14 protein-coding genes and 1 pseudogene are annotated in these 16,944 nt (G+C 42.8%); 5 read left to right on the top strand and 10 right to left on the bottom strand.

Annotated features, from left to right (window positions below):
• Nucleotides 1–11: 11 nt before the first annotated feature.
• The 5 genes from AO382_RS01845 to AO382_RS01865 form a co-directional block, all read right to left on the bottom strand.
• The gene (locus AO382_RS01845) at nucleotides 12–1,127 is read right to left on the bottom strand and encodes a M15 family metallopeptidase (RefSeq protein WP_227513599.1); all 1,116 of its coding nucleotides are present in this window, start codon (nucleotides 1,125–1,127) and stop codon (nucleotides 12–14) included.
• A gap of 51 nt (nucleotides 1,128–1,178) precedes the next feature.
• On the bottom strand, nucleotides 1,179–1,364 hold the full coding sequence (locus AO382_RS11410; RefSeq protein WP_081261332.1) for an SH3 domain-containing protein: 186 nt from the start codon (nucleotides 1,362–1,364) through the stop codon (nucleotides 1,179–1,181).
• Nucleotides 1,365–1,903: 539 nt separating this feature from the next.
• On the bottom strand, nucleotides 1,904–3,472 hold the full coding sequence (gene sthA, locus AO382_RS01855) for a Si-specific NAD(P)(+) transhydrogenase (protein ID WP_064617658.1): 1,569 nt from the start codon (nucleotides 3,470–3,472) through the stop codon (nucleotides 1,904–1,906).
• Nucleotides 3,473–3,530: 58 nt separating this feature from the next.
• Entirely contained in the window at nucleotides 3,531–3,872 is a 342-nt protein-coding gene (locus tag AO382_RS01860; protein ID WP_064617660.1) for a DUF4377 domain-containing protein, read from the bottom strand.
• A 42-nt stretch (nucleotides 3,873–3,914) separates the two neighbouring features.
• The gene (locus AO382_RS01865; RefSeq protein WP_064617662.1) at nucleotides 3,915–4,781 is read right to left on the bottom strand and encodes a pyruvate, water dikinase regulatory protein; all 867 of its coding nucleotides are present in this window, start codon (nucleotides 4,779–4,781) and stop codon (nucleotides 3,915–3,917) included.
• Nucleotides 4,782–5,083: 302 nt separating this feature from the next.
• Here AO382_RS01865 and ppsA point away from each other — a divergent pair, with 302 nt between their 5' ends.
• From ppsA to ttcA, 4 genes are all read left to right on the top strand, one after another.
• Complete coding sequence (gene ppsA / locus AO382_RS01875; protein WP_064617664.1) at nucleotides 5,084–7,480, top strand: phosphoenolpyruvate synthase; 2,397 nt, start codon at nucleotides 5,084–5,086, stop codon at nucleotides 7,478–7,480.
• Nucleotides 7,481–7,586: 106 nt separating this feature from the next.
• A complete protein-coding gene (locus tag AO382_RS01880; protein ID WP_064617666.1) occupies nucleotides 7,587–8,738 on the top strand; it encodes a mechanosensitive ion channel family protein in 1,152 nt (383 codons plus the stop codon).
• A 42-nt stretch (nucleotides 8,739–8,780) separates the two neighbouring features.
• Nucleotides 8,781–11,588, top strand: a complete 2,808-nt coding sequence (gene rlmKL, locus AO382_RS01885) for a bifunctional 23S rRNA (guanine(2069)-N(7))-methyltransferase RlmK/23S rRNA (guanine(2445)-N(2))-methyltransferase RlmL (RefSeq protein ID WP_064617668.1) — start codon at nucleotides 8,781–8,783, stop codon at nucleotides 11,586–11,588.
• 3 nt (nucleotides 11,589–11,591) lie between these two features.
• Nucleotides 11,592–12,728: a tRNA 2-thiocytidine(32) synthetase TtcA gene (gene ttcA / locus AO382_RS01890; protein WP_064617670.1), complete on the top strand. Its 1,137-nt coding sequence runs from the start codon at nucleotides 11,592–11,594 to the stop codon at nucleotides 12,726–12,728.
• Between the two features lie 52 nt (nucleotides 12,729–12,780).
• Here ttcA and AO382_RS01895 read toward each other — a convergent pair whose 3' ends face one another.
• Both AO382_RS01895 and aroQ read right to left on the bottom strand, forming a co-directional pair.
• On the bottom strand, nucleotides 12,781–13,974 hold the full coding sequence (locus AO382_RS01895; RefSeq protein ID WP_064617672.1) for an ornithine--oxo-acid transaminase: 1,194 nt from the start codon (nucleotides 13,972–13,974) through the stop codon (nucleotides 12,781–12,783).
• A gap of 46 nt (nucleotides 13,975–14,020) precedes the next feature.
• Nucleotides 14,021–14,482, bottom strand: coding sequence for a type II 3-dehydroquinate dehydratase (gene aroQ / locus AO382_RS01900; protein ID WP_064617918.1), 462 nt, complete (start codon nucleotides 14,480–14,482; stop codon nucleotides 14,021–14,023).
• 284 nt (nucleotides 14,483–14,766) lie between these two features.
• Between aroQ and AO382_RS01905 the strand changes: the two genes are divergently transcribed.
• Nucleotides 14,767–14,973 (top strand): cold-shock protein, encoded by a 207-nt coding sequence (locus AO382_RS01905; RefSeq protein WP_049237789.1) that lies wholly within the window; start codon nucleotides 14,767–14,769, stop codon nucleotides 14,971–14,973.
• Nucleotides 14,974–15,027: 54 nt separating this feature from the next.
• Here the strand turns inward: AO382_RS01905 and AO382_RS01910 are convergent, their stop codons facing one another.
• The 3 genes and pseudogenes from AO382_RS01910 to AO382_RS01920 form a co-directional block, all read right to left on the bottom strand.
• A complete protein-coding gene (locus AO382_RS01910) occupies nucleotides 15,028–15,951 on the bottom strand; it encodes a pirin family protein (protein ID WP_064617674.1) in 924 nt (307 codons plus the stop codon).
• Between the two features lie 32 nt (nucleotides 15,952–15,983).
• A pseudogene (locus tag AO382_RS11415) lies at nucleotides 15,984–16,283 on the bottom strand (GNAT family N-acetyltransferase).
• A 204-nt stretch (nucleotides 16,284–16,487) separates the two neighbouring features.
• Nucleotides 16,488–16,922, bottom strand: a complete 435-nt coding sequence (locus tag AO382_RS01920) for a DoxX family protein (RefSeq protein WP_201030205.1) — start codon at nucleotides 16,920–16,922, stop codon at nucleotides 16,488–16,490.
• Nucleotides 16,923–16,944: the final 22 nt, after the last annotated feature.

The following is a 16,944-nucleotide window of genomic DNA, read 5'->3' on the forward strand; positions in this document are numbered from 1 at the left end:
TTTTTTGCTTATTATTTGGGTTCTGAAAGATTATCCTCGATGTTTGGTGCAATCTTATGACCCTCATGAGAGATATAGGGCTTAGATCCTAAGGGTGGCTTGGTTAGTACTGGCGGATTTGGATCTGAGTGTTGCTCTGGCGGATTCAGATCAGTTTGTGCAAGATATTGAGCATTTTGTATATTTTGCTGAGAATCTTGTGGATATGTGACTTGGCAAGCGTTAATACTGGTCACATAATTCATTAAATCCCCTGATTGTCGAACTGCTTCAGAACCCTTGACGCCTTGGTTTAATACGACCTCTAAAACCGCAGGATTACTGATTTGAGCAAGATACCTGTCAGCGACTGGCATATATGACCAATGCCAAGGTTCAGGATTGTATCCATGATGACGATCAGTACCATAAGTTTGACAAAATCCATATTTGGACGCATTATTTTGTAGCCACTCATAAACCTTTACACCTGCTTTTGATTTCCAATAGGCTGTTTCCACACTATTAAAATCGACATCAGTCCCCCAATGATGGCGACTGGTTCCTGGAAATGAAGACCATTTTAGGATATTTTTGGCATGATTAATATCATCATTTGGGCGATTTCCCCATTTATTCTCCCAAATTTGCTTTTGTCTTTGATAAGAACGAAATGCTGATACGACGCTAAGTTTAATATTATCCGCTTGTGCAGCCTGAATCATAGTGATCAAAGGGTTATAAACTTCAGGATGAATTTTTTCGGGCTTTAAGGTGTATTTTTTTGGAATGGGCACCAATTTGATCGAGCTTTGATTAAAAACGCCATGAACTTCTTGCAGGCGAGCTGGCTTAGATGTCGTGAGCTCCAAGGGCTTGGTTAATTCATTTATCTCAATTGACTGATTGGTATAAATCACTGGCTGAACTGGATTGGAGCCGCCCATATACGGTTGTTGCATTTGAGGCTGTGTTAATGCACTCATTAAAGTGTGATTTTTGTCTTCATCTGTCTGATTTTGCTGATAAAACTGATAACCAAAAACAGTCATGCCCAATGAGCCAAAGACAATCAAAACCCAACCCATTTTATTTAGATAGTTGGGTTTCTTTGGGTTTTTGGGGGTATAACTTCTTTTAGGGGGCATAATGACTCAAATATCTAAAACCCAAGCAATGTTGGGCTTGGGTTTAAAAAATTAATACTGCAAATAAGCACCAAAGCTATAACCAGTTAATCCAGCAGCATCCACAACTTTTACCCAGCAGCCATATAGACCATTGATGGTTTGGCAGTTGGTTGTTTCACCAACGACCCAAATGTCTTCGCCGTCATACAAGTAGCCAGCTTTGCGCGCGTTGCGATTTGGTGCGCTACGAACCATGACATTACTGCCATGCTGGTCAGTACATAGGCGCGTTTACGGACAACTCGTTCGCTGACTTGTGGGGCAGGTGCAGGCTTAGGTGGCAAGGGTGCAGCTTGTGCCATTGCATTTGGATCTTGAGTTTGGGGCATCTGATTGGGCTGCATGGGCATCTGTTGCTGATTGGTGATTGGTTGCCCGTACTGATTGTATTGCTGCACAGGCTGCTGACCATTGGGAATGACAGGCTGTAGATCTTGTACTTGTGGCTGCTGCGCCGTTTGTGCAGGAGGTGCTTCATCTTTTAATATTTCACGTGCGACGCCTTTCACAACATCATCACAAGCAGTCAGTAAAGTTGTCCCTGCTATCAGGGCTGCTAATAGGATTCTACGCGCCATGGTATGACCTTTAAGTAAGCTGTTTAGATTGTTAAGATTTATTATTTTTATTTTATAATAAATCATTAGCCATTTCAATTGAAATGTATTTTTATATTAATTCACCAATAAAAAACAGCCGGTATAACCATCGGCTGTTTTGTGTTTATTGATAGACTAAAAAATCCGATTTAGACCATTTAAGGCAGCAACACGATAGGCTTCTGCCATTGTGGGATAGTTGAAAGTTGTATTAATAAAATACTCAAGCGTATGACCACATTTCATCACTGCCTGCCCAATATGAATAATTTCAGAAGCATGGTTACCATAGCAATGGATACCAAGCAGCTCAAGTGTTTCACGATGAAATAAGATTTTTAAGACACCTGAACGCTCGCCAATAATCTGAGAGCGCGCCAAGTGCTTAAAAAAAGCCTGCCCAACTTCATAAGGTGTTTTTTCGGCGGTCAGCTCAGCTTCAGTCTTACCAATGCTTGAGATTTCAGGAATGGTATAAATACCGGTCGGAACACTATTGACAAATTCAGCATCCTCATCACCTACCATAAATCCTGCAGCGTTACGCCCTTGATCGTAGGCTGCTGAAGCCAATGATGGCCAGCCAATCACATCACCCACAGCATAAATATGTGGTACGCTGGTGCGGTAAGTTTTGTCCACTTCAAGCTGACCACGGCTGTTTGCGGTGAGGCCAACGGCTTCTAAGTTTAGGCTATCGGTATTGCCCGAGCGGCCATTACACCATAAGATGGCATCAGATTTGATTTTTTTACCGCTTTTTAGATGTAATACCACGCAGTCATCATGCGTTTCAAGGTGATCGATTTCTTCGTGGTTGCGAATGCGTACGCCAAATTGACGGAAGTCATGGCTTAGTGCATCAGAAATTTCTTTATCTAAATAGCTCAACAGCTGTTCTTTATTATTAATCAAATCAACCACATAGCCTAAGCCTGTAAAAATAGAGGCATACTCACAACCAATGACGCCAGCACCATAGATGATGATTTTGCGTGCCACATAGTCCATTTGTAGGATTTTGTCTGAGTCAAAGACACGCGGATGATTAAAATCCAAAATATCAGGGCGATAGGGGCGCGAGCCAACCGCGATCACCGCCTGATTAAAAGTAATGGTCTTAGTCGGTTCGTGATCACTGATATACACTTCTAATGTATGCGCATCAACAAAACTTCCCCAACCATGGATGACCTGAATTTGGTTACGCTCATAAAAAAGCTTATGTGTATTGACCTGATGGCGAATGACTTCACGCGCGCGGCTTAATACTTTGCTTAGTGGGACTTGATAACTGTCTTTGGTTTGTTTAAACAGAGGGTCGCGGCGAAAGTTAATGATATTAAAAACAGACTGACGCAGTGCCTTACTTGGGATCGTGCCTACGTGCGCGCAATTACCCCCAACTTGATCACGCGGATCAATTACTGCAACGCGATGCCCAGATTTGGCAAGTTTCATCGCCGCCGCTTCACCAGCAGGACCTGCGCCAAGCACGATGGCATCGTATTCATAATTGTGCTTGATTTTATTTTTATTAGGGCGATTTAGACCGACGCGCTGACCATCTAAGGGGCTGATAAGACTAGGATGGCTGTGATCGTGCTCCACATGCTCAAAAGTTTGAGATTTTTTTGTTTGGGTAGGGGCTTCGAGCAAAGCAACTGGGTCAGCATCTTGGGTGGTTTTAGGTTTTTTTGACATACATAATCCTTAATAATCGTTCTAATAGAGCTTTTTAATTGATCGTCTGGGATAAAATTTATTCTAATTGCCAAGAGCCTGTCGGTGTGTTGGTGCTCTTTTCAAATTCTTGGCTGACGCGAATCTTATAACGAACGCCCAGTTTTGGTTCAAAGCCTTTGATGGCATTAAACCCAATGCCAAAAATGTCGCTGTCAGCATTGCCTGCAGGCTTGACCATTAAGCATTGCATGGGTGATGATGAGTCACAAGATGTACGCAGTGGCAGCACTTCAAGAATTTGACTATTGGCAGTGACGATCTGCGGAGCCTGATAAGGGGCGGGTTTTGGCGGCATGGTCTGACATACTGCTAAGTCAGCTGAGATGGTCAATAACGTTATCGGAAGTTTTTTTGACATAATTTTGCTCGATACTATTAATCAACAATTAATCAACAATTCTTAAACGCCAATGCGCCGCTTTAGACCCGTAATTTGTAAAATGCGGGTGGCAATCTCTTCAACAGACATCTCAGAGACATTCAGATTAGGAATTTTTTGGCTGCTATAAATAGCTTGAATGGCTCTTTGCTCTTCTTGACATTGAGCCAAGCTTGCGTAGCGGCTACCAGCTTTGCGCTCTTGACGGATGCGTACGAGGCGCTCTGTGTCGATGGTTAAACCAAAAAGTTTGTGGTGATATGGTTTTAGCACTCTTGGCAACTGACTGGTGTCTAAGTCTTCTTCGGTTAAAGGGTAGTTGGCGGCACGGATGCCATATTGTAGTGCTAAGTATAAAGAAGTGGGCGTCTTGCCTGAGCGGGATAAGCCAATCAAAATAATATCGGCGCCGTCATAGTGGTTGGTACGAGCGCCGTCATCATTATCCAGAGCAAAATGCACCGCATCAATGCGCGCTTTATAATCATCTGAATCAACGCTGCTGTGCGCCATGCCAGCGTGCGGATTGGGCTTATGATTGATTTCAGTGGCGATACGATTGATCAAGCCTTCATAGATGTCCAAATTGTGCGCATCAGCAGAATTAATAATTTCACGAATCTCATCTGAGACAATGGTATCAAATACCAACGGGCGCAGACCGCTGGATTCATAAGCCTTATTAATACGCTGAACTGCTTCGCAGGCTAATAAAGGCGTATCAACATAAGGGATGACCTGAATGTCAAATTCCACATCGTTAAACTGGCTTAGCAGTGATTTTCCTAGGGTTTCGGCGGTGATCGCTGTGCCATCAGAAATAAAAAAAGCGCTTCGGATGTTTGACTGTTTTTCTTGTTGAGCAGGTGTGGGAGTGTGGACGTACATGTCTGTGCTTCATTATTTGACCAAAACAAGTGTTTTGTCATTATAGCATAAAAAAGCCATTTTGCACGCGATGGACAAGCGAACTTCCCAGAGGATGTGCAGAATTTTTAGGGTTTATATTTTTATAATTTATGGGTATATTTTTATTATGAATAAATAGATAAATTGATTGAGAATTGCAACATTTGTCGCTATAATCGCTAAAAAATATCTCAAAGCCTTTGGCATCATTTCTTTGACGAGTAAAAAAAGGAATTGGAATCATCAGTGCCAAAGTTTTTGTTCACCAATCGGAGTTAACTATGAACAAGCAAGTCCAAGTCATTGCCTTTAATCAACTTGGTAAAAATGATGTTGAAATCGTCGGTGGTAAAAACGCCTCATTGGGCGAAATGATCAGCCATTTGGGTAACTTAGGTGTGAATGTGCCTAATGGTTTTGCGACCACGGCAGAGGCATTTAATCGCTTCTTGAATGAAACAGGTTTGCTTGATAAGATTAATGCCGAACTCAAAGGTTTGGATGTTGATGATGTCGATTTATTAACCCAAACAGGCGCCAAAATTCGCGGTTGGGTCATCGAACAAGAACTGCCAAAAGATTTAGAAGATGAGATTCGTACTGCTTTTGCAGAATTGTCAAAAGGTGAAGATATTGCCGTCGCTGTACGCTCATCAGCCACGGCTGAAGATTTGCCAGATGCCTCATTTGCAGGTCAGCAAGAGACTTTCTTGAACATTCGCGGTATTGATAATGTGCTGATCGCCATCAAGGAAGTCTTTGCTTCATTATATAATGACCGTGCCATCGCGTATCGCGTGCACAAAGGCTTTGAGCACGCAGGCGTTGCACTGTCAGCTGGCATTCAGCGTATGGTGCGTTCAGAGACGGGCACCTCTGGTGTGATGTTTACGCTAGATACCGAGACAGGCTTTAATGAAGTAGTATTCATTACAGCAAGCTACGGTTTGGGTGAGATGGTCGTCCAAGGGGCGGTCAATCCTGATGAATTTTATTTATCAAAAGTATTGCTTGAACAAAATCGCCCTGCGGTTGTGCGTCGTAATTTGGGCTCAAAACAAAAGAAAATGATTTATGGTGATGAAGGTAGTACCACCAAGTCTACCAAAATCGTTGACGTCGATAAAGCTGAGCGCAATCAATTTGCCTTGAGCAGCGAAGAGCTAACCCGCTTGGCAAAACAAGCCATGATCATTGAAGAGCACTACGGCTGCCCAATGGATATTGAATGGGCAAAAGATGGTGATAGCGGTGAAATCTTTATCGTACAGGCACGACCAGAAACGGTTAAATCTCGCCAAGACAAAAATCACATGGAGCGCTATGTGATCGACTCAATAGGCGCCAAAGTCCTAACAGAAGGGCGCTCGATCGGTCAGCGCGTTGGTAGCGGTAAAGTGCGTATCGTCACCAATTTAAATGAAATGAGTAAGGTTCAAGATGGCGACGTCTTGGTCTCTGACATGACCGATCCTGATTGGGAACCTGTGATGAAGCGTGCTTCAGCGATCATCACAAACCGCGGCGGCCGTACCTGCCACGCAGCGATCATCGCGCGTGAATTGGGCGTGCCTGCTATCGTTGGTTCGGGTAATGCCACAGAAGTGCTCACCGACGGTCAAGAAGTCACGGTATCTTGTGCAGAAGGGGATACTGGTTTTATCTATGAAGGTCTTTTGGATTATGAAGTGCAGCGCAACTCAATCAGCACCATGCCTGAACTTGCCTTTAAGATCATGATGAATGTGGGCAATCCTGACCGTGCTTTTGATTTTGCACAGATTCCGAACCAAGGTGTGGGCTTGGCTCGACTTGAGTTTATTATTAACCGCATGATTGGCGTGCACCCTAAAGCTCTGTTAAATATCGACACGCTACCACAAGAGACCGTACAAGCTGTCCAAGCGCGTATGGCGGGTTATAATTCTCCTGTTGAATTTTACATCAATAAATTGATTGAAGGCATCTCAACTTTGGCGGTGGCATTCCGTGATAAGCCTGTCATTGTGCGTATGAGTGACTTTAAATCGAACGAATATGCCAACTTGATCGGCGGTAAGCTGTACGAGCCTTCTGAAGAAAACCCAATGCTTGGTTTCCGCGGTGCGAGCCGTTATGTATCGGATAATTTCCGCGACTGCTTTGAGCTTGAGTGCCGTGCGCTAAAATATGTGCGTGATGACATGGGCTTGACCAATGTTAAGATCATGATCCCATTTGTGCGTACCACTGAAGAGGCCAGACAAGTTATTGAACTGCTTGAGAAAAATGGCTTAAAGCGCGGTGATAACGGTCTTGAAATCATCATGATGTGCGAGCTGCCAACCAACGCTGTACTGGCCGATGAATTCTTAGAATATTTTGATGGTTTTTCAATCGGGTCAAATGACTTAACTCAGCTGACGCTTGGTCTTGACCGTGATTCAGGCATTGTATCACATTTGTTTGATGAGCGTGATCCAGCAGTCAAGAAAATGCTAAGCTTAGCGATCCAAGCTTGTAATAAAGCTGGTAAATATGTCGGTATCTGTGGTCAAGGCCCCTCAGACCATTCTGATTTGGCCTATTGGCTGATGGAACAAGGCATTGATTCGGTTTCTTTAAATCCAGATTCAGTGCTTGATACTTGGTTCTTTTTGGCAGATGAAAATAACCAACCAGCAGACGATTACTCATAAATTCATCTAATTTCACACCCTTGAGGTATTGTACCTTGAGGGTTTTGTGCTTATTTTTCCCGCTTTATTTGATTTAACTTTATTCATAAGCCGTACGATATTCGTCATGACGACACCAAAAATCGCTGAATTTTTTGAAAGAATTTTAAAAGAGCTATACCAAAATATCTACCAACTGTTTGGCGGATCGTTGGATGATCAAAAGCTAACCCTAGCACACATAGGTTTGTCGATATTAAGCAGCGGCATTAAAATCATTATTTTGCTTTTGCTGGTGGGGTTTATTTACTGGTTTTTGGTTTATACCGTCAAAACTGTACGAAAATTATTTGGTCTGCCTTATCGCTATGCGCGCATCGCACGCGCAACTTTGCGGTATTTGTGGTTTATGACCAGTTTGCTCGCCGTGATGTCGCAAATTGGCGTTACCGACAATACCGTGACAGCCACAGCCAAAGCAGCGACATGGGCGGGGTTTTATTATGTGCTTTGGGCGCTGAGCGGTCAAATGGTCAGCAGTGTGTTAAAGCATTATGATTTAAACGCCTCCATTGAGCAGCTTTTAAAAAACTTATTGCTGGTCATCATATTGGCGCTTGCTTTTGCCACAGTCATGGCAAAATTTGGCTTTGATATATTTTCCATTGTGGCAGGTCTAGGTATCGCTGGTCTTGCTGTTGGTTGGGCATCTCAAAGCACCCTTGCAAACTTTATCGCTGGAATCGTAATTTTGGTTGAGCAGTCGTTTCAAGTTGGCGATTGGATTCGTTTGGGTGAAAAAGAAGGGCGCGTGGTCAAAATCTCCTTACGCGCCACCCAAATCCTTGACCGAGATAATATCATTATCATCATTCCAAACTCGACGGTTGCCTCATCTGAGGTGGTGAATTTAACGTCCAAAAAAATGATCCGCTTTGATGTCAAAACCCGCATTGGCTTGCATGCAGATATCACAGCAGCCAGAAGTGCGATCATCAAAACCCTTCAAAAAGATGAAGTGGTCCTGAAACACCCTGCGCCGCTTGCGACAGTATCAGAGATTGGTGAGTCGGGTGTTCATTTGATAGTGCGTTTTTGGGTGGCGCCACTGTCTGTCGCTCGAATCCCGATTATTAAAGAAAATATTAATGAAAAAATCAAGCGAGCACTTGATGAAGCAGGTATTGAAGTGCCATTCCCATATATGAGGCTGATCATGACCGAAGATGGCGATCAAGCACAGCGGTTTAAATTTGAAGATGATGAACAAAAAATTTGAACATAAAATTTAAGCATCTAAAAATATGAATCGCCTAAGAATATGGGCGGTTCATATTTCTTAAATTCTTATCAAGGTTTATGCTATAATACTCTGTTCTTTAAAACCCAAATTTGGACTCTTATGACTCAGCACAAACCCTCTTATTTTGCCGATCTCAAAAACTTTGACGTAAATGAGTTCACAATCGTTGTGACTTGTGCCGATGGTCTTGAAGCTGCCTTACAAATTGAGCTGGGCAGTTTTGGCTTGTCAAGCGATGTGCTGCGAGCAGGGCGTGTGGCAGTCATTACGGATTTGGCAAAGCTATACCATATTTGCCTATATAGCCGAGTGGCTAGCCGTGTTTTGTTACCGCTTGGTGAATACCATTTTAAACAAAAATTATCGCAAGTGGCACCTAGCCAGTCTGTTGAGGTATTGGATGAGGATGTGTCTGAGGCGTTATATCAATTTGCCAGTCGTATTGATTGGATAAATTTATTTGGGCTTGAACATCGTTTTGCGATTCGTCTTTCGACCGACAAACGCCTATCGGTCAATCAACAATTTGCCACTTTACGCATTAAAGACGCCATTGCAGATACCTTTAATCGTGCTTTTGGTGCACGGCCTGATGTTGATGCCAAGCAGCCTGATTTTCAAATTTTTGCAACAGCCAACCATAAATTTGCCGAAATTTTTTTGGATTTATCGGGTGTCAGTTTACATCGCAGAGGCTACCGTGTTGCTAATACTGCAGCACCACTCAAAGAAAATTTGGCAGCAGCACTGCTATACGAGTGTGGTTGGCATCAAGGCATTCATGATGCCATCATCGATCCGATGTGTGGCTCAGGCACATTCATCACCGAAGCATTACTGATGCGTGCGGATTATCCTGTTGGGCTTGAAAAGGCAGCTGGTGAATTTGGATTTTATTGCTGGCAGCATCATAATGATAAACTGTGGGATGAGATGGTGTCCGATGCCACACAGCGATTCCATGCGTGTTTATCATATCTGCAAAACAATCCTTTGACAGTGATTGCCTGCGATGCCGATGCTTATGCGGTACAGGCTTGCCATAAGAATTTGATCGCAGCAGGGCTTAGACCCATATTAGATCAAGTCACCTTGGCCCAGCGTGCTTTATATCAGCTGCCTAAGCTTTTATCCACTTTGACCTGCTCAAAGCCTTTAATCATCACCAATCCACCCTATGGAGAGCGATTGGGGGATACTGACTTTATTAAGCCTTTATATCATGGGCTTGGATTGCATATCGCAGCTGCCATGCGGTCAATTTCTGCCAATACAGGACAAGCGATTGATGCCACGATAGCGGTTTTGGCAAGTCATGTTGAGCATGCAGACACTTTACCAATCATAGAGCCTCAGACTTTGCGTTGCCATAATGGTGCTTTGACGGTGTATTTTCGTCATGGTGAGCTAAATTTGTCTGAGCCATCTGATCTAATTTTTGCGTGGCAAAAACAAGAAATTACCCATCCAGATGCTCAAGATTTTATTAATCGCTTACAAAAAAATTTATCTAATCTTAAAAGACAAGCGATCAAAACAGGCGTGACCAACCTGCGTGTCTACGACGCTGACCTACCAAATTTCAATGTTGCGATCGATGTCTATGGCGATAAAATTCATGTACAAGAATATGCACCGCCCAAACAAATTCCCGCTGATGTCGCCAAAACTCGCTTTAATCTTGTTCTGCAAGCTACTCGAGAGGTGTTTGGCGTATCTCGTGAAGCCATTTTTATCAAGACTCGTGCCAAGCAGTCGGGTAATGAGCAATATACCAAAAACGACAACACCACCAAACGCAGAAAAATGTGGGTGGTGCGTGAGCTTGGTGCTTATTTTTATGTTAATTTCACTGATTATTTGGACACAGGACTATTTATTGACCATCGTCATATGCGTGCCAAAATCGGTGATGCTAGCCGTGCCAAGCGGGTATTAAATTTATTTTCATACACCTGCACAGCTTCTGTTCATGCGGCTTTGGCGGGTGCAAAATCGGTAACCAGTGTGGATTTGTCTGCCAATTATTTGGATTGGGGAAAACAAAATTTTGCCCTAAATGGGCTGGTGCTTGATGCTTTTTATGATGATGGCGAGAAGTATCAATTCATCGCACACGATGTTTTTGAATGGATAAAACACCATACCGAACAATATGAAGTCATCTTTATTGATCCGCCAACTTTTTCTAATTCCAAAAAATTTAAAGGGACATTTGATGTCCAAAGAGATCATGTGGCATTGATCAATCGTGCGATGAATCGCTTGACTGCAGACGGTGTTTTATACTTTAGCAATAATTACACCCGTTTTGAGTTTGACGAAAGTTTGATGGCACGATACGATGTCAAAGATATCACGCATGAAACCATTGGTTTTGATTTTGATCTAAAAAAACCCATCCATCGCAGTTATGAGATTCGCCATAAAAATGCCGTCAAATCTATGACCGTTGTCACCAATAAGACCATGGATCAAAATTTACAGCATCAAATGCCCAAAAACCATGATCAGCCCAAGCGTTTTACTAAAAATTTTAATCAAACCACTGATAAAAAACCTCATCAAAAGTTTGCTAAAGATGGCAAAAAATCGCACACTGACCGCTTTGGTCATTTTGATAAATCCGCAAAACGAGCGACGCCTAACGCTCGCCGTTCAAATCATAGCGAACATACGCCAAATCAACCAAGCATAAAACGAGTTTATGTCAATCCAAAGTCGGCAGATGAAAATTTAGCCAAGCGTTTGACTGATAAACTTGCCGAAGCCAATCTGCAAGGCGAAAAACGATATACAATTAAGAAAAAAGCTAAAACAGAGTAGATTATGACAAATTCACACATTGAGCATTCTCAAGCACAAACTACCGACGAGCAACATATTGCCGATGTTCTTTTGGGTAAATCCGTTCATATAACAGAAGATGACGATGATGATGGATTACCGCCAGATGATGAGCCTCATGAGCTTGATGATGGCATAAAATCTAGCCGATTTAAAAAATTACAAAAAAAGCTAAGAAAAGAGGTTTCTTGGGCGATTCGTGATTTTAATATGATTGAAGATGGCGATGTCGTCATGGTGTGTATTTCTGGTGGTAAAGACAGCTTTACTTTGCTGGATATTTTATTATTCTTAAAACGCATTGCACCGATTCATTTTGAGGTGGTGGCGGTTAATCTTGACCAAAAACAACCTGGATTCCCCGAAGAAGTATTACCACGCTACTTGTCAGAGCAAGGCATTCCTTATTATATCCTAGAAAAAGATACTTACAGTATCGTCAAATCTGTTGTACCAGAGGGCAAAACTTATTGTTCAGCTTGCTCACGCCTACGCCGTGGTTCACTGTATGGGTTTGCCAAGCAAATTGGTGCAACCAAAGTAGCGCTTGGGCATCACCGAGATGATATTTTGGCAACTTTTTTCTTAAACTTATTTCATGGGGGCAGTTTAAAAGCCATGCCGCCCAAACTGCTATCAGATGATAAGCAAAATATACTCATTCGCCCATTGGCGTATGTTGCTGAAAAAGATATTATTAGATATGCCAATTACAAAAAATTCCCCATCATTCCTTGTAATTTGTGTGGCTCGCAAGAAAATCTACAGCGTGCCATGATTAATGATATGTTGCGTGAGTGGGATAATGCTCACCCTAAGCGTTTGGCAAGCATGTTTAAAGCCTTGCAAAATGTTGCACCAAGCCAGCTTGCTGACCGAAATTTATTTGATTTTGAGCATTTAACGCTTGATCGTAATGATGATGAGCGTTTATTTGAGGGCGATAATATCCAATCAGGTGTGACTGATGAACTTGATAAAATGGGCTTACCAATTAATCCTTTGGTTCAAAGCTTTAACCCAAAATTTCAGCAAAAAAGCGATAATTCTGATGATGCACAGAAGGCAGATCAAAAAGATAAGCCGTATAAAATCCCTATAATCAACCCATTGGTGTAATCATTCATAGCCTGATCTTAGCATCAGGCTATTTATTTGGCGGCATTAAACCTTACCCAAACACCTGACGGATCTTTTGAAGAGCTAGGTCAATTTCATCCTTAGTAATGATCAGTGGCGGTGCAAACCGAATCACGGTGTCATGCGTCTCTTTGCACAAAAGCCCCAACTCTTTGAGTTTTTCGCAATAGGGGCGAGCAGGTTCATTGAGCTCCATGCCAATAAACAATCCTCGTCCACGCACCTGTTTGATACTGCTGTGATTGATTTTTTGTAGTTCTTCCAAAAAGTATTCGCCCAATGTGGCAGAATTTTCAATCAAGCCTTCTTCTATCAAGACATCTAATGCGGTGATGGAGACAGCGCAGGCGAGCGGATTACCGCCAAAGGTTGAGCCGTGCGAGCCTGGCTCAAAGACGCCCAAGATTTCATTATTTGCCAACACGCATGAGATCGGAAAAACGCCGCCGCCCAAAGCTTTACCAAGAATATACATATCTGGTGTGACATCTTCATGCTCACACGCAAATAGCTTGCCAGTTCGGCCGAGCCCTGCTTGAATCTCATCGGCAATGAATAGCACTTGATTAGCCTTACAAAGCTCAAAAGCTTGTTTCATAAAGCCTTTTTTAGGAATATTTATCCCTGCTTCGCCTTGGATAGGCTCCATGATAAATGCAACGGTATTTGGGGTGATGGCAGCTGATAATGCCTCAATATCACCATAAGGCACCAGCTTAATACCACCCAACATTGGACCAAAGCCGCGCTTATATTCAGGATCGGATGACAGCGATACCGCACCCATGGTGCGACCATGAAAATTGCCCACGCAGGCGATGATCTCGGCCTGATCATCAGCTACCCCTTTGATGTCATACCCCCATCGACGAGCGGTTTTGATGGCAGTTTCAACCGCTTCAGCGCCTGTATTCATTGGCAAAACCCGATCTTTACCAGCAAGCTGACAAATTTTCTCACTCCATGGTGCCAGCTGATCATTGTGAAAAGCTCGGCTGGTTAAGGTCACTTTGTCAGCTTGTTGCTTAAGTGTTTGGATAATGCGTGGGTGGCAGTGCCCTTGATTGACCGCAGAATAAGCGCTTAGCATATCCATATAGCGATTCCCTTCAGGGTCTTCTACCCAAATCCCAGATGCCTGACTGACCACGATGGGCAGTGGCAGATAGTTTTTGGTGCCGTATTGATCGTTTTGAGCGATGAGTTTTTGTGTTGTCGTTGTCATGACCGTCCTTCTGAATATGACCTAAAAATAAATCCTGCTAAATTGACTATTTAAGATGCTTGATAAACCAATCCATTGCCATCTTGTAGCCCATATCACCTAAGCCACAGATCACTCCAATCGCTTTATCGGACAAATAAGAGTGGCTACGAAACGGCTCGCGCGCATGAATGTTTGATAAATGCACCTCAATAAATGGCTTATCCATGGCTGATAGAGCATCACGAATCGCCACAGAAGTGTGCGTATACGCCCCTGGATTGATGATGACACCATCAACGGGATCGGATGATAGCAGCCCTTGCTCACCGATAAAATCGACAATCGCGCCTTCATGATTTGATTGATAGGCGATCAGCTCAATACCATGCGATGCAGCTTGGGATGTTAAGTCATTGATAATATCCGTCAAAGTGACTGAGCCATAGACCTCAGGCTCTCGAAGACCCAAAAGATGTAAATTAGGTCCATTAATCAAAGCGACTTTTTTGGTGGTTTGGATGCTCATAAGGCTAAATATATTTGACAAAAAATTATTGTAGCCAATTTCAGCAATTTTGGCAAATGGTTTGAATACAAGATTTTGAGCCACAATATTTCACTATTTTAAAAATAAATGTTCATCATTTAGAAGATTTTAAGGGGCTAAGTATTTGTTATTGTCTGAAATAATGTTAAGATGAAATTTCAAAATCATTTGTGATTTTTGGCAGGTTTGATGATTGCTCAAATTATCAGACCTACTGGTACTTAATGGCTCGTCTGTCGATTGAGCACTCAAGGAAATTTGTTATGTCTAAAGAGCAAGGTGTTGTAAAGTGGTTCAATGATGCCAAGGGCTTTGGTTTCATTCAACGCGAGACTGGCGAAGATGTTTTTGTGCATTTTCGTGCGATTCAAGGGGAAGGCTATCGCTCACTTAAAGAAGGTCAAGCGGTAGAGTTTGTCGTAACAACAGGCGATAAAGGATTGCAAGCCGAAGAAGTTGTTAAGTTATAAATGCAAAAATGGCAATACAGGGCGTATTGCCATTTTTATTAAATCGGTATCTTATCAACGATGATCTGGCACACTCAGTGTGTCTGGAACATCTGGCGCTACCAAGCGACGCAGTTTAGAACCTTCTAAGTTAATATCACCAAAGCGCTCGTGGTGATTATTCCAATCATCCACAGCTTCTTGTAGGCTTTCAATGTCTTTGCTTATAAAGTTCCACCAAATCACCGTCGGATGTGGCAGCGGCTCACCACCAACGAGCATCACATGGGTATCGTCAGTAGCCGACATGGACAAAGAGCCATCCGCACTCGCGCACTCAGACAGCACGACCAATTCATCTTGTTGGTATACTTGACCATTGATGGTAAGCTTGCCTTTAATGATCAAGAAGCCATACTCAAAACCATCTTGTTCTTCAATATCAAACTCGGTCACCTGATTAAAACGCATATCAACGCCAACCAAAGGGCTGTATTGAGTGGTAAGCGCGGTATGACCGTGGTAGCTGCCGGTGGTCAAAATATAATCGATACCATCTTTTGACCAAGTTGGCAGATCTGGATAATGCTCAAAATTTGGTTCAATCTCTTGATCCATCGGCAGGGCGATCCAAAGCTGAACTGCGTGCAGGTCTTTGACGCCTTCTGGGGTTTGCTCGGTATGGCTGATACCGCGATGGCTGCCTGTGCCTGCGGTCATGAGATTGACTTGTTTTTGGCGGATCAGCTGACGATGACCTAGGCTGTCTTGATGCCAAACCTCGCCCGCCAACATCCAAGTAAATGTTTGCAAGTTGATATGTGGATGTAAGCCAACCTGCAAGCCGTCTTCTTCTGCACCAAACTCAAGCTCATCAGAGCCTGCATGATCCAAAAAGCACCAAGCGCCAATGGTCTTGCGCTGTGGCTGCGGCAACAAGCGAGCAACAGGAATGCCCCCAACATCTTTGGTCGCTGCAATGTATTTATCAACACTCATTTTTTTTCCTTGAAATTTATCATTGTGCTTATTTATTCGCTTAGTGCGCTATAATTGACTGTATTTGCTTGATATTCAGGGTGCTTGTCAATGTACTTGTGCACATAAGGGCAAACAGGATCCACCTTTAAGCCCTTGGCTGCTGCGTCATCTAAAATGTGCTTTACCAGCTATGCAGCAATACCTTGACCGCCAAGCGCTTCTGGCACTTCGGTATAAGTATAAGCAATGTCGCCATCAAATAAGCGGTAATTTTCAAATGCTACATGTCCATCTTTATGGATTTCAAATCGAGACAGCTCTTTATTATCGATCACTTGATAGTCAGTCATATCATATCTTTCGTCATTTTAAAGTCATTTTAAATTTTAATCGTTAAACTGACCGCCGATCAGTCAAATGGGGTAGCCAGCGTGCATACCTATGCCAATCCTATTCTAGCAAAATCCACTTAAGAAACAAGCGTAGCTCTGTAGGTGATGACTTGTTATTAAAAAAGCTTGCTGATATCGGTAGTATCGGCAAGCTTTTAAGGATTATCTGTTATAATGGGTTTTATGTTTTATAAATTCATACTGACAAACTAATAAACACACCAAAATCCAGAACATCAGATATTCAATCCCGCCAGTATTCCAAAACCAACCAAACCCCGCCACAACAATCAAAGATCCTAGCGCAAAGACCAAGATAGCGGCAACAATGAAGGCGCTAAAACGTGTGCCAATGCCCAAAACCAGCATCACGCCTACCACAATTTCGGCGATCACCGCAAAAATAATCCATAATGAGACTGGTGCATATCCTGCCGCTTCAAAAAATCCCAAAGTTGCTGGATTGATCCCGCCATTGGCAAATTTACCAAAAGCATGTGGGATAAAGCCTGCACCCGCCAAGATTCTCAAAGAATTCATCGGATTGCTCAAATCAAATGACTCATTATGAATGCGAAAATCGTCTTTTGTAATCATATCCATGTTCCTATTATGGATG

The organism is Moraxella catarrhalis, from assembly GCF_001656295.1.
Classification (GTDB): Bacteria; Pseudomonadota; Gammaproteobacteria; order Pseudomonadales; family Moraxellaceae; genus Moraxella; species Moraxella veridica.

What these genes read in the sequence shown, in the direction of transcription:
- aroQ (WP_064617918.1), bottom strand. Translation starts at nt 14,482, where the DNA reads ATGAGCATCCAAACCACCAAAAAAGTCGCTTTGATTAATGGACCTAAT.
- rlmKL (WP_064617668.1), top strand. Translation starts at nt 8,781, where the DNA reads ATGGGCGGTTCATATTTCTTAAATTCTTATCAAGGTTTATGCTATAAT.
- AO382_RS01880 (WP_064617666.1), top strand. Translation starts at nt 7,587, where the DNA reads ATGACGACACCAAAAATCGCTGAATTTTTTGAAAGAATTTTAAAAGAG.
- AO382_RS01905 (WP_049237789.1), top strand. Translation starts at nt 14,767, where the DNA reads ATGTCTAAAGAGCAAGGTGTTGTAAAGTGGTTCAATGATGCCAAGGGC.
- ttcA (WP_064617670.1), top strand. Translation starts at nt 11,592, where the DNA reads ATGACAAATTCACACATTGAGCATTCTCAAGCACAAACTACCGACGAG.
- AO382_RS01865 (WP_064617662.1), bottom strand. Translation starts at nt 4,781, where the DNA reads ATGTACGTCCACACTCCCACACCTGCTCAACAAGAAAAACAGTCAAAC.
- AO382_RS11410 (WP_081261332.1), bottom strand. Translation starts at nt 1,364, where the DNA reads ATGGTTCGTAGCGCACCAAATCGCAACGCGCGCAAAGCTGGCTACTTG.
- ppsA (WP_064617664.1), top strand. Translation starts at nt 5,084, where the DNA reads ATGAACAAGCAAGTCCAAGTCATTGCCTTTAATCAACTTGGTAAAAAT.
- sthA (WP_064617658.1), bottom strand. Translation starts at nt 3,472, where the DNA reads ATGTCAAAAAAACCTAAAACCACCCAAGATGCTGACCCAGTTGCTTTG.
- AO382_RS01920 (WP_201030205.1), bottom strand. Translation starts at nt 16,922, where the DNA reads ATGATTACAAAAGACGATTTTCGCATTCATAATGAGTCATTTGATTTG.
- AO382_RS01910 (WP_064617674.1), bottom strand. Translation starts at nt 15,951, where the DNA reads ATGAGTGTTGATAAATACATTGCAGCGACCAAAGATGTTGGGGGCATT.
- AO382_RS01895 (WP_064617672.1), bottom strand. Translation starts at nt 13,974, where the DNA reads ATGACAACGACAACACAAAAACTCATCGCTCAAAACGATCAATACGGC.
- AO382_RS01860 (WP_064617660.1), bottom strand. Translation starts at nt 3,872, where the DNA reads ATGTCAAAAAAACTTCCGATAACGTTATTGACCATCTCAGCTGACTTA.
- AO382_RS01845 (WP_227513599.1), bottom strand. Translation starts at nt 1,127, where the DNA reads ATGCCCCCTAAAAGAAGTTATACCCCCAAAAACCCAAAGAAACCCAAC.